The organism is Pseudoduganella sp. R-34, assembly GCF_049904655.1.
Taxonomy (GTDB): domain Bacteria; phylum Pseudomonadota; class Gammaproteobacteria; order Burkholderiales; family Burkholderiaceae_D; genus Rugamonas.
Genome location: NZ_CP184572.1, coordinates 1,811,001 through 1,824,187, shown reverse-complemented (window position 1 = coordinate 1,824,187; position 13,187 = coordinate 1,811,001). Strand labels below are relative to the sequence as shown.

General features: G+C 63.1%; 8 protein-coding genes. 2 read left to right on the top strand and 6 right to left on the bottom strand.

The window, feature by feature from the left end:
• A complete protein-coding gene (gene tkt, locus ACN9MW_RS08500; RefSeq protein WP_426169762.1) occupies window positions 1-1,992 on the bottom strand; it encodes a transketolase in 1,992 nt (663 codons plus the stop codon).
• Window positions 1,993-2,118: 126 nt separating this feature from the next.
• On the opposite strand from tkt, the gene ACN9MW_RS08495 reads away from it, so the two are divergent.
• Complete coding sequence (locus tag ACN9MW_RS08495; protein WP_426169760.1) at window positions 2,119-2,844, top strand: 16S rRNA (uracil(1498)-N(3))-methyltransferase; 726 nt, start codon at window positions 2,119-2,121, stop codon at window positions 2,842-2,844.
• A 169-nt stretch (window positions 2,845-3,013) separates the two neighbouring features.
• On the opposite strand, the gene ACN9MW_RS08490 is transcribed toward ACN9MW_RS08495, so the two are convergent.
• Window positions 3,014-5,806, bottom strand: coding sequence for a TonB-dependent receptor (locus ACN9MW_RS08490; protein ID WP_426169758.1), 2,793 nt, complete (start codon window positions 5,804-5,806; stop codon window positions 3,014-3,016).
• Between the two features lie 237 nt (window positions 5,807-6,043).
• Here ACN9MW_RS08490 and ACN9MW_RS08485 point away from each other — a divergent pair, with 237 nt between their 5' ends.
• Entirely contained in the window at window positions 6,044-7,678 is a 1,635-nt protein-coding gene (locus ACN9MW_RS08485; protein WP_426169755.1) for an NAD(P)/FAD-dependent oxidoreductase, read from the top strand.
• On the opposite strand, the gene ACN9MW_RS08480 is transcribed toward ACN9MW_RS08485, so the two are convergent.
• The 4 genes from ACN9MW_RS08480 to ntrC form a co-directional block, all read right to left on the bottom strand.
• Window positions 7,653-8,996: a sensor histidine kinase gene (locus ACN9MW_RS08480; protein WP_426169753.1), complete on the bottom strand. Its 1,344-nt coding sequence runs from the start codon at window positions 8,994-8,996 to the stop codon at window positions 7,653-7,655. The genes ACN9MW_RS08485 and ACN9MW_RS08480 overlap by 26 nt on opposite strands.
• A 9-nt stretch (window positions 8,997-9,005) precedes the next feature.
• Entirely contained in the window at window positions 9,006-10,547 is a 1,542-nt protein-coding gene (locus ACN9MW_RS08475) for an HD domain-containing phosphohydrolase (RefSeq protein WP_426169751.1), read from the bottom strand.
• 42 nt (window positions 10,548-10,589) lie between these two features.
• Complete coding sequence (gene corA / locus ACN9MW_RS08470) at window positions 10,590-11,555, bottom strand: magnesium/cobalt transporter CorA (protein ID WP_426169749.1); 966 nt, start codon at window positions 11,553-11,555, stop codon at window positions 10,590-10,592.
• A gap of 136 nt (window positions 11,556-11,691) precedes the next feature.
• On the bottom strand, window positions 11,692-13,179 hold the full coding sequence (gene ntrC / locus ACN9MW_RS08465; RefSeq protein WP_426169747.1) for a nitrogen regulation protein NR(I): 1,488 nt from the start codon (window positions 13,177-13,179) through the stop codon (window positions 11,692-11,694).
• Window positions 13,180-13,187: the final 8 nt, after the last annotated feature.

The following is a 13,187-nucleotide window of genomic DNA, read 5'->3' as shown; positions in this document are numbered from 1 at the left end:
TTAGATGACTGCTTTGACTTTTGCCACAACATTGTCGACGGTGAAGCCGAAGTGCTTGAACAGCACGCCAGCCGGTGCGGATTCGCCGAAGGTGTCGATACCAACCACCGCGCCTTCCAGGCCGACATACTTGTACCAGAAGGCGGTGACACCCGCTTCAATCGCCACGCGTGGCAGGCCCTTGGTCAGCACGGATGCCTTGTAGGCTGCGTCCTGGCGGTCGAACACGTCGGTCGACGGCATGGAAACCACGCGTACCGGGGTGCCGGCTGCCTTCAGTTCGGCGGCGGCTTTCATGGCCAGTTCCACTTCGGAACCGGTGGCGATCAGGATGGCCTTAGCGCCGGCTTCGTCGGACAGCACATAGCCGCCTTTGGCGACGTTGGCGAGGACTTCAGCGGAACGCTCGATGAACGGCAGGTTCTGGCGCGAGAAAATCAGGGTCGACGGGCCGTCGGCGCGCTTTACGGATTCGCCCCATGCGACCATCGATTCGACGGTGTCGGCCGGACGCCAGTTGTCCAGGTTGGGGATCAGGCGCAGCGAGGACACATGTTCCACGGACTGGTGGGTCGGGCCGTCTTCGCCCAGGCCGATCGAGTCGTGGGTGAACACGAACAGGGAACGCTGCTTCATCAGCGCGGCCATGCGCAGCGCGTTGCGGCTGTAGTCGGCGAAGGTCAGGAAGGTCGCGCCGAACGGGATATAGCCACCGTGCAGGGCAACGCCGTTCATGATGGCGGACATGCCGAACTCGCGCACGCCGTAGTTGATATGGTTGCCCGGCACGCCGGAACGAACGGCGATGCATTCTTTCCAGTTGGTCAGGTTGGAGCCGGTCAGGTCGGCCGAGCCTCCCAGGAATTCAGGCAGGATTGGCGCCAGGGCCTGGATTGCGTTCTGCGATGCCTTGCGGGTGGCGATGGTTTCTTTCTTTTCGACGCAGGCGGCGATGGCGGCGTCCAGGGTTGCCTGGAAGTTGCCTGGCAGTTCGCCCTTCATGCGGCGGGTCAGTTCAGCAGCTTCGGTTGGGTACTGGGCGGAGTACTTGGCGAACATCTCGTTCCAGCTGGCTTCGAATTTCGCGCCCTCTTCCTTGAAGTCCCACGCTTCCTTCACGTCGTGAGGAATGTCGAACGGCTCGGCGCCCCAGGAGATGTACTCGCGCACTGCGGCGATTTCCTTGTCGCCCAGCGGTGCGCCGTGCACCTTGTCGCCGCCTTGCAGGTTTGGCGAGCCCTTGCCGATGATGGTCTTGCAGCAAACCAGGGTTGGCTTGTCGGATTTCTTCGCTTGTTCGATGGCTGCGGACAGCGCTGCCACGTCGTGGCCGTCGACGTTCTTGATCACGTTCCAGCCATAGGACTCGAAACGCTTAGGCGTGTCGTCGGTGAACCAGCCTTCAACCTTGCCGTCGATGGAAATGCCGTTGTCGTCGTACAGGGCGATCAGCTTCTTCAGGCCCAGGGTACCGGCCAGCGAGCACACCTCGTGCGAGATGCCTTCCATCAGGCAGCCGTCGCCGATGAAGGCGTAGGTGTAGTGGTCGACCACGTCGAAGCCTGGCTTGTTGAATTCGGATGCCAGCAGCCACTCAGCCAGCGCCATGCCGACCGCGTTGGCGATACCCTGGCCCAGCGGGCCGGTGGTGGTTTCCACGCCTGGGGTGTAGCCCACTTCCGGGTGGCCCGGAGTCTTGGAGTGCAGCTGGCGGAAATTCTTGATCTCTTCCATCGGCAGGTCGTAACCCGACAGGTGCAGCAGCGCGTAGTGCAGCATCGAGCCGTGGCCGTTGGACAGCAGGAAGCGGTCGCGGTTGACCCAGGCTGGGTTGGTCGGGTTGTGGCGGTGATGACCGCTCCACAGTGCTACGGCAATCTCAGCCATGCCCATTGGCATGCCTGGGTGGCCGGAATTGGCCTTCTGCACAGCGTCCATTGCCAGCGCACGGATCGCGTTGGCCATTTTGGTGAAAGGGAGCGAAGTTTTCATCGTAGTTCGAGGAAGGTTGAGTATTTGGTGCACTGCGGCAGACGCCGCCTATGGAACCCGATATTTTACCAGAGCGTGACAGCAACGCTTAAAATTGGTGCATTTCAACCTTTCCGAAGTGACCATATGCCCCGTTTCCACGTGCAACAGCCCTTTGCCGCAGGCCAGCAACTGGAGCTGCCAGCCGACGTTGCCCACCATATCAACGTGGTGCGCATGGAGCCGGGCGACACGTTGACCTTGTTCAATGGCGATGGCGGCGAGTATACGGCAGTGTTGACAGATGTGCAAAAAAAGAAAGCTTGGGCGGAGATCAAGGTCTTCGACCCGCGCGAAGCGGAACTGCCGTTTGCCGTGACCCTGGCCCAGGCGTTGCCCGAGGGCTCGAAGATGGACTGGATTATCGAGAAGGCGGTGGAACTGGGCGTGGCCGGCATCCAGCCGCTGGCGGCGCGGCGCTGCGTGGTGCGGCTGTCGGCCGAGCGGGCGGAGAAGAAGCTGGAACACTGGAATGGGATCGTGGTGTCGGCTTCCGAGCAGTGCGGACGCAACCGGCTGGCATCGGTGGCGGCGCCGCTCGAGTTCCGCGAGTGGATTGCGCGGCAGGATTTGCACAAGCGCGTGATCCTGACCCCGCGCGCGACGGAGTCGCTGGCCAATTGGGCAAGGCACCAGCCGGCGCAGGCGCTCAGCATCATGGTTGGGCCGGAAGGCGGCTTTTCCGATGAGGAGGAGGCTGAGGCTTTGCGGCATGGGGTCCTGCCCTTGTCGATCGGGCCGCGGGTCTTGCGGACAGAGACGGCGGCTTTAGCGGCGGTATCGATCCTGTCTGCGGCCTGGGGCGGGATCTGAAAACCAGTAAACCCGGGTCTGACCCGCAGGGTCAGACCCGGTCGACTCAACTGCCGCGGGGGTGGTTGTAGGCCTTTGACTTATTGCGAAGATCAAAAGCCTCGAACCCAACCCAGGCTTCAAGACCGTTGGGGGTCAGACCCTGCGGGTCTGACCCCGGTTTACCGGTTTAGAACTTGTAGTTGCCCACCAGATAAACCTGCCGCCCCAGCGGATCGGTATACCGCGCATCAAACCCCATCTGGTTACCGCCCCCCGCGATCCGCTGCGAGAACGGCGGCTCACGGTCAAACAGGTTCTTGATGCCGCCAGTCAGCACCAGGTTCGGATTGAAGCGATAGCGCGTCTGCCAATCCCACACCAGGTAATCATCCACCTTGCGGTTCGACGCCACGAAATTGCCCGCCTCATCCCGCACCGCCAGGCTGTCCGCGCTGATCGGCATATCGTGATAGCCGGACTTGTACACCCCGGTCAGCGAATGCGTCAGCACATCCGACTGCTTCCAGCTCGCCACCACCTTGCTGATCCAGCGGAAGGTCACCGAGTTATACGAATCGAAACGCCCCACGCTGTTCTCGACCGGGTCGGTCGCCAGCGTCTGGAAATCGGCCTTCTTCATATAAGTACCGGTCCAGTTGAACGCCAGCTTGCCCAGTTTGTAGGTGTGGTCCCAGTCGATGCCCTGGTAGTGCGACTTGGCCAGGTTAAATGGCGTCAGCGCAGCGGCCAGCGTATCCTGCTTCTGGATCGGGTCGTAGTAGGACACGAACAGGCCCATATACTTGGCCGGATTGTTGAACACTTCGTTCTCCGGCAACTTGGAAATCTGGTCGTTGATCTTCACATCCCAGAAATCGAAACCAATGGACAGTTCGCGCATCGGCTCCACGCGCAAGCCAATGGAAGCCTGTTTCGAAGTCTCCGGCTTCAAGCCGGTGGCGCCGGAATACGGATTACCGCCACTGAGCAGGTTATATTCTGAGGTGCCGTTACACAGCGGCATCAGCGGACCTGACGTAATCGGGCATGGATGCGCATTCGACGAGCCGCCGCCTTGCAGCGGGTTGGTGATATCGGTCATCACCGGCGCCTTGAAGCCTGTGCCGTATGAGCCGCGCACCAGCACGGAATCGGCCGGACGCCAGGCCGCGGCCAGCTTGTAGGTGGTCTTGCTGGCCTCATTGCCCTTGGTTCCCGGCGCGACCAGCTTGCCGGTACTGTCGAAGTTCATCCTGTCCTTCACCGCGTCGTAGCTGTCATAGCGCACATCGCCAGTCAGCTCCAGGCCTTTCATCACCGGCACAACCAGTTCGGCGAACGCGCCCCAGTTCTTGCGCGAGGCATCGGTCGGCAAGGAGCCGGAGATGCCGCCGATCGGGCTATCGGTAAAGTTCGGCTGCAGGCTGTTGGCACCCATGGTGATCGCGCTTGGATCGTAAACATATTTCTGGCGCAGGAAGTCCCCGCCCAAAGCCAGCATGGCGGCCCCTCCCGGCGCCTCGAATACCGGACGCGAGCCCCGCAGGTTCACGACATCGATCTTCGAGGTGGTTTCATCCAGTTGCTGGTGCAGTACGGCAGAAGCCAGCGCGGCGCGCGTTTCCTCAGTCGGCACAATGAAGGGGTTGTAGGCGCCGGAGGCCATCAATGCGTCCAGCTTGTCGCTGCTGGTGTAGCCAGCTACCGCGTGGTCTTCCGCCTTGGTTTCGGAATGCGTGTACGAGGCGGTCAGGTCCCAGCCGCCCAACCGGCCTTCGACGCCGAGCGCCAGGTGCCTCGCTTCGGTTTTCCAGTCGTCGGTACGGCCTCCCGCATCGACCAGGCGCAAGCTCATGGTGGCGGAATTCACCGTCGCCGGGTCCACGCCAAGCTTGACCAGCGCCGGCACCACGTTGGCCTTGTACAGCGCGGAATTGATATCCAACGACAGCGGCTGGGCCGGCGGCGCATAGCGTGCCGTACTGGTGAACTTCGAATACAGGCCTTCGGCAAAGAAGGTCCAATCGGCATTGAGCTTGATGTTGGTGGAGGCAAACAGGCCGTCGCGTTTCAGTTCCGGCAACAGTTCGACCACCGAACCGTAGTTGTACATGCAGCGGTCGCCCACCTTGAAGGTGTTCGGCGCGCCGCAGGCGCCAGTATTGATCAGGCTTGGATTGAACAGCACATTGCCGTTGCTGGTGCGCGCATTGACGTTGCCCGGGATCGAATTGGCCGATACCTGATACAGCGAATAGGCCTTGCCGCCCTCGCCGAAGGCATGCACCCCACCCGGCGCCGAGAAGCGGCGGTCGCTCGCGCTCAGCTCCTTCTGCGTGTCGTGGCTGTAGGCCAGCAGCACGTTGAAGCCATCGTTCTCCAGCTCGCCAAAGCCCTTGGAAATGGCCACGTTCGAGGTGGAGCCTGCACTGCCCTTGGTGGGCCGGTTGTAGGTCAGCTCGATGTTTGCGTCGGTCTGGTTTTTCTTCAGGATGAAGTTGACCACGCCGGCAATCGCGTCGGAACCGTACAGGGCCGAAGCGCCGTCGGTCAGGATCTCGACCCGCTCGACCGCCGACAGCGGGATCGAGGCCAGGTTGACCGCGGAGCCCGAGCTGTAAGGTGCAATGCGGCGGCCGTTCAGCAATACCAGCGTGTAGCCGGTGCCAATGGCATGCACCGAAGCCGTCTGCACCCCGCCACCGCCGCCGTTGATCGACGCCGACGACGTCACGAAGCCCTGCATCGACGGCAGCGTTGCTACCAGGTCGGCCACCGTGGTGGCACCGGTCTGCTCGATCTGCGCCTTGGACAGGGTCTGCACCGGCAGCGCGCCTTCCACTGCAACGCGCTTGATTGCCGAGCCGGTGATCTCGACCCGTTGGATGTTCTCCTCAGCCATCACCGGCTGGACTGCAACGCCCAGGCCGGCCATGAACATCAGTCGCACTGAACGCGACAGGATGGTTTCTTTCATCATCGTTTCCTCTTTGACTCTCTGTTTTTTGTACTCGCCGCCGGGTGCGGCTTGTGAATCAAAGCATGTCAATTCAGCAATGAATAATGAAAAAAGCGGATTGTGCCGGAGTCGCCAGGAAGGCGGCGGCGAATCGGCAAAGCCTTATGGCGTGCAACCAACACAAATCAATCTGGAGGAAGCGGGTAAAATGTCGCCTTTGGGCCCGTTGCGCGCCCCATCCGAGAGAGAAAGACCACCATGTTGCGACTGAACGAAATCAAGCTCCCCCTCAACCACGAAGAACCGGAGCTGGCCAAAGCCATTCTGGCCCGCCTAAAGATTTCACCGCAGCAGATGCTGGGCTTTACCGTCTATAAACGCAGCTATGACGCGCGCAAGAAGTCCAACATCTCGCTGATCTACTCGGTCGATGTGGAAACCACGGACGATGCCGGCATCCTGGCCAAGCGCGCCGACGACAAGCACCTGATGGTCTCGCCGGACATGGCTTACAAGTTCGTCGCGCATGGCGTCAACGCCGACGGCAAGCAGCCGCGCCCGGTGGTCATCGGCATGGGCCCATGCGGCCTGTTCGCCGCCCTGATCCTGGCCCAGATGGGCCTGAAGCCTATCGTCCTCGAACGCGGCAAGACCGTGCGCGAGCGCACCAAGGATACGTTTGGCTTCTGGCGCAAGCGCGTGTTGAACCCTGAATCGAACGTGCAGTTCGGCGAAGGCGGCGCGGGCACCTTTTCGGACGGCAAGCTGTACAGCCAGATCAGCGATCCCAAGCACTATGGCCGCAAGGTGCTGACCGAGTTCGTCAAATCCGGCGCGCCGGAAGAAATCATTTACGTCAGCAAGCCGCACATCGGCACCTTCCGCCTGGTGAAGATGGTGGAAAACATGCGCGAGGAAATCACCGCCCTGGGCGGTGAAATCCGCTTCGAGCAGCGCGTGACCGATTTCGACATCGGCGAGGAAAGCGGCGTGCGCCAGATGCGCGGCCTGCACCTGGCCAGCGGCGAATATCTCGCAACCAATCATGTGGTGCTGGCCATCGGCCACAGCTCGCGCGACACGTTCGAAACCCTGTACCAGCGCGGCGTCTACATCGAGGCCAAGCCGTTCTCGATCGGCTTCCGCGTCGAGCACCCGCAATCGCTGATCGACCAGTGCCGTTTCGGCCCGAATGCCGGCCATCCTATCCTGGGCGCGGCCGACTACAAGCTGGTGCATCACGCCAGCAATGGCCGCGCGGTATACAGCTTCTGCATGTGCCCGGGCGGCACCGTGGTGGCGGCCGCTTCGGAGCCGGGCCGCGTGGTCACCAACGGCATGTCGCAATACTCGCGCGCCGAGCGCAATGCCAACAGCGCCATCGTGGTGTCGATCAGCCCTGAGGAAGACTACCCTGGCCACCCGCTGGCCGGCATCGAACTGCAGCGCCGCCTGGAAGAGAAGGCCTATGTGCTGGGCGGCTCCAATTACAATGCGCCGGGCCAGTTGATGGGCGACTTCGTGGCCGGCCGCGCGTCGAGCGACGTTGGCGCCGTAGTCCCTTCCTTCAAGCCCGGCATCACCTGGACCGACCTGGCCACCATCTTGCCGGACTACGCCGTGGTCGCGCTGCGTGAAGCCTTCCCGGCCTTCGACAAGCAGGTCAAGGGCTACTTCAAGCACGATGCCGTGCTGACCGGCCTGGAAACCCGCACCTCCTCGCCGATCCGCATCAAGCGCAATAACGACGACCTGCAAAGCCTGAACACGCGCGGTTTGTTCCCGGCCGGCGAGGGCGCGGGCTATGCCGGCGGCATCCTCTCGGCCGGCGTGGATGGCATCAAGGTGGCGGAAGCGGTGGCGCTGTCTATGCAGGCGGCGGAGAAGTCCTGACTTCAAACGGCATCTGCAGGTGGAAGCGGCAGCCTTGCCCGGGCTTGCTGTGCACTTCCACCGCGCCGCCCATCTGCTGCATGATGGTGTAGACAATATGCATGCCGAGTCCTGAGCCGCCCTGCCCGCGCTTGGTGGTGAAGAAGGGCTCGTAAATCCTTTCCCTCACGCCGGGGGCCAGTCCCACGCCCTGGTCGATGAAGTCCATCTCCAGCCAGCCGTCGGCCGTGCTGGCGCGAACGGTCACCGTGCCGCCCTGCCCATCCGGGTAGGCGTGACGCGCGGCGTTCATCAGCAGGTTGGACAGCACTTGCGAGAACTTCCCGGGCGGCAGGCGTGGCCGCAGCAGATGGTCGATCTCCACCTCCACCTTGATGCCGGCCTTGCGCAATTCCGGGCTGTGCGCCGACACCACGCCCTGCACATAATCCTTCAGCGCCAGCGTGCTCACATGCTCGGTACCCTGGTCCACTGCCAGTTGCTTGAAGTTGCCGATCAGGGCGGCGGCGCGGTGCAGGTTCTGCTCGATCAGCGCTGCCGCATCGTTCAAGCGCGCGGCCAGGTTGACCAGGTCGGAGCGGCTCACTTTCGGCGCTTCCAATGCCTGCACCAGTTGCGCCGTATAGCTGCTCATGGCCGATGCGGCGGTCAGCGCCACGCCCACCGGCGTGTTCACCTCATGCGCCACGCCGGCCACCAGCGCGCCCAGCGCCGCCAGCTTTTCCTGCTCCACCAGGCTGGCCTGCGCCGCGCGCAGGGCCTCGGTGCGGCGCGAGACCTTTTCCTCCAGCAGGTGCTCACGGTCCTGGTGCTGCAGCTCGGCCGCTGCGCGCGCGGCGAAGATCGACAGCAGCGACAGCGCCAGCAGACGCCTGTTTTCATCAATCGGCTTGGTGTCGATGGCCGACAGGATGCCCAGGGTCTTGCCCTCGGTATCGACCATCGGCATGCCGACGTAGCTTTCCGCCTTCATGTCCACCAGCAGGGTGTCGAGCGGGTAATCCTGCTGGATGCCGCAGCCGTGGAAGCACATGGTCTGGTCGGTCACGTTGTGGCAAGGCGTGTGCTCCAGGCTGTATTCCATATTCGGCAGGAACTCTTCGCCGCCCCACACGGCCAGGGTGCGGATGCCTTCCTGTCCGTCCGGCATGTGGATCACGCGGCCCGCGATCACATAGGTCACGTCCAGCGCCGCCGCAAGGTCGCGCACCAGTACGCGGAAAAATTCCTCGCCGCGCGCACGCGCAGTGGAATCGGTAATCGAGCGCAACGCCGCTTCGGCCAGGGTGCGCGCGTCGTTGGCGTCGAATAATTCCATCACGGGCTCCTAATGGGGTGGGTGGCGCCGGTACAGGTCTTGCAGGTCATCTTTATGCTGCAACAGCAGGCTGGCCAATGCCGGATCGAAGCGGCTGCCGCTGCCCTCGCGCACCTCATCCAGCGCATGCTGCAGCGTATGCGCCGGGCGATAGCTGCGCGGGCTCACCATGGCGTCGACGAAGTCGGCCAGCGCGGTGATGCGCGCTGCCAGGCTGATATCGGCACCCTGCAAGCCTTGCGGGTAGCCCGCGCCATCCCAGCGCTCATGGTGTTCGTGGGCGATGCGCGCTGCCAGTTGCAGGACCGGCTGGGTCGAAGAGGACAGCATATGCCAGCCGATGTCGCTATGGCCCTGCATGCGCGTACGCTGCGCCGCGTCGAGCGGGCCGGGCAGGTTGAGAATTTCGTCCGGGATGCCGGCATGGCCGATATCGTGCAGCGGGGCGGCCTGGCGCAGCTGGCGCACGGCGTCTTCCGGCATGTCGACCGCTGCGCCCAGCATGGCGGCGATCTCGCCCACGCGTTCCACATGGCCGCCGGACGCTGCCGAGCGGCTTTCCAGCGCCTGGCCAAGGATGTGGATGATGGCTTCCTGGGTCGCCTCCAGTTCCTCGCGCGCCAGCAGCCGTTCGTAGGTGATGGCGACATTCGCCGAGAAAAGGCCAAGCAGTTCGCGCTCCTCTGTTTCCAGCGCTTCGCTGAAAGACATGTACAGCAAGCTCTCGTTGCCGTCGCGCGTGCGGTAGTAGCAAGCGTAGTACCGCGGCCCATAATGGTCGGCCTGCTCCGCCATGCAGCGCAGGAAGGCATCGCGCACCTGCGCCGGCAAATGGTCCAGCGTTTCCTCCAGGGCCAGGTCGGCGTAGGCCGTGGTCACCGCCAGCACCTGCAGGCGGCTTGGCTGGCGCGCCGCAGCGTAGGCATTCATGCGGCTGGCGCAGACGCCTTCCGCCTGCCGGCCCAGCAATGCCGAGGCCTGTTCCAGTACTGCGGAACAGAAGTGGCGCAGGTTGTCCGAATCGCAGACATGGGTGATGGCGTCGATCGAGCGCCGCAAGCCAAGGCGGGCCCGCTCCAGCCGCATCAGGTCGCGATAGGCGCGCAGGCCGGAATAGAACACGGTGCTGAGCTTGGCGTGCGTCAGCTCGGTCTTTTCGCGGTAATCGTTGATGTCGTAGGTTTTCAACACCAGCGCCTGCGGCGCCTGGCCAGGCTGGCCCGTACGCAATACGATGCGCACGTTGCGGTCGCCCAGCTCTTCGCGGATATAGCGCACCAGCTCCAGGCCGGCGTGCTCGGACTCCATCACGACGTCGAGCAGGATCAGGGCAAACTGGCCGGGCCGGGCCAGGTGCGCGCGCGCTTCGCTGCCGGAATAGCAATGGGAGAAATGGACGCGGCGGCCGTCGAACTCGAAGTCCGACATCACCAGCTCGGTGACCTGGTGTACCGCTTGCTCGTCATCGACGACCAGGATCTCCCAGGGCGGGAGGGACGCGGCCGGGGCTGGCGTTTCATCATCGTCGAACAACATTGCGTCATCAACCATGCCCAGCCCCACCAGAGGTTGTTTATTGAAAATTATATACCGCTACAGCCAGCCCACCTTCTTAAAGCGTCGATACAATGCGCCGCAAACAACAGCCATCAAGGTCAGGGCCGCCGGGTAGCCGAAACGCCAGTCCAGCTCGGGCATGTGCTTGAAATTCATGCCCCACAGGCCGGCGAAGGCGGTCAAGACGGCGAAAATTGCAGCCCAGGCGGCCAGGCGCTTGTTGACCTCGCCTTCTTCCAGCGCCACCATCGACAGGTTGACCTGGATTGCGGTGCCGATGGTCTCGCGCATGGTATCGAGGGCAGAGTTGATGCGGAGCAAGTGGTCGTGGACATCGCGGAAATATTCCTGCGTATTCCGGCAGACCGCCGGCACGCGGCCGCCGTGCAACTTGCCAATGGCATCGAGCAAGGGGGCGACGGTGTGGCGCACCGTCATCACCTTGCGCTTGAGCTCATACAGCCGCTCGATATTGTCCTGCTGCGAACCGCGGATGAAGATGCGCTCTTCGATCTTTTCCAGTTCGACTTCCAGCGTGTCGATGATCGGGAAATAGCGGTCGACCACAGCGTCCATCAGCGCGTACAGCACGAAGCCGGAGCCTTGCTGCAAGAGGTGCGGTTCCCGCTCGGCACGGGCGCGCACGCCAAGGAAGTCCTTGGTGGAATTGGAGCGATTGGACAGGACGTAGTTTGGGCCGACGAAGATATCGACTTCGCCGACATGCAGCTCGTCCTCGCGCAACTCGAGCATCTTGACCACGACGAACAGGGAGTCGCCGTATTCCTCGATCTTGGGGCGTTGCTGGCCCCGGCCGGCGTCTTCCACCGCCAGTTCGTGCAGGCCGAATTCTTCCTGCATCACTTCGAGTTCCGCGCGTGAAGCGTCGCGCAGGGCGACCCAGACGAAGGCGTCTTGACGCGCCACGTAATCGCTGATGTCCTCGACCGGGATATCAGCCAGCTTGCGCCCATCCTGGTAGGCGACGCAGTTAATCAGCATGCAGGCTCCTCAAATTTCCAAGCCCGCAGCATAACTGAAAACCGGTAAACCGGGGTCAGGCCCGCAGGGCCTGACCCCGCACGCGGCCGCCGCGGACCGGTGTCAGGCACTTGTGCCTGACACCGCCTTACCGGTTTCAGTCATCCTTGGCGCCGTCGATGCCCAGTTCGGCAATCTTGCGCGTGATGGTATTGCGCCCGATGCCAAGCCGGATCGCGGCGTCGTTCTTGCGCCCGTGCGTGTACTTCAGCGCGGTGCGGATCAGGGCCGATTCGAACTGGCGACCCAGCACGTCCATCACGTCCTGCTGGCCGCTGCTCAGCATGCCGGCCGCCTGCAGTTCCAGCAGGCTAAGCCAGCCTTCCGGCGATGCAGCCAATGGCGGTGGCGCCAAGGGCTGCACTGTGCCGTGGTGCTGCGGCATCGCGGTTTCGGCCGCGGCCGGCACGGCGGCATGCATGGCGCTCTCCTGCCCTTGCGTCAGTTCCAGCGGCAGGTCTTTCACTTCCACCGTCTGGCCCGGCGCCATGACGGTGATCCAGTTGCACAGGTTCTCCAGCTGGCGCACATTGCCCGGCAACTCAAGCTGCTGCAAGAACGCCAGCGTCGAATCGCTCATGCGCTTGGCTTCCACGCCCAGTTGGCGCGCACTCTGCACCAGGAAGTGGCGCACCAGGATAGGGATATCCTCGCGCCGCTCCCTCAAACTGGGCAAGCGCAGGCGGATCACGTTCAGGCGGTGATACAAGTCTTCACGGAACAAGCCATCGCGCACGCGCTGCTCGAGGTTCTGGTGCGTGGCCGTGATCACGCGCACATTGGCCTTCAGCGGCGAATGGCCGCCGACGCGGTAGAAGTGCCCGTCCGACAGCACGCGCAGCAGGCGCGTTTGCAGGTCGAACGGCATGTCGCCGATTTCATCCATGAACAGCGTGCCGCCTTCGGCCTGCTCGAAACGGCCGCGGCGCGTGGTCTGCGCTCCGGTGAAGGCGCCGCGCTCGTGACCGAACAATTCGGATTCCAGCAGGTCCTTCGGAATCGCCGCCGTATTGATGGCGATGAAGGGCTGCTCGGCGCGCGGGCTGTGCTTGTGCAATGCGCGCGCCACCAGCTCCTTGCCGGTGCCGGATTCGCCGGTGATCAGCACCGTCACATTCGATTGCGACAGGCGGCCGATGGCGCGGAAGACTTCCTGCATGGCCGGCGCCTGGCCCAGGATTTCCGGCGTATCGGCCGGCCCGGATTCGATGCTCGACTCGCGCAGGCTTTCGTCCAGCGCGCGGCGGATCAGCTCCACCGCCTTGTCGATATCGAAGGGCTTGGCCAGGTATTCAAAGGCGCCGCCCTGGAAGGCCGCCACGGCGGAATCCAGGTCGGAGAAGGCGGTAATGATGATCACCGGCAGGCCGGGATGGCGCTGCTTCACCAGTTGCAGCAAGTCGAGGCCGGAGTCGCCCGGCATGCGGATGTCCGACACCAGCACCTGCGGCGTCTCATGTTCCAGCGCGGCGACCGCATCGCGCGCATTGGCAAAGCTGCGCGTTGCGAGGTTCTCCCGCGCCAGGGCTTTCTCCAGCACCCAGCGGATCGATTCGTCGTCGTCAACTATCCAGATTGGTTTCATGTATTCCG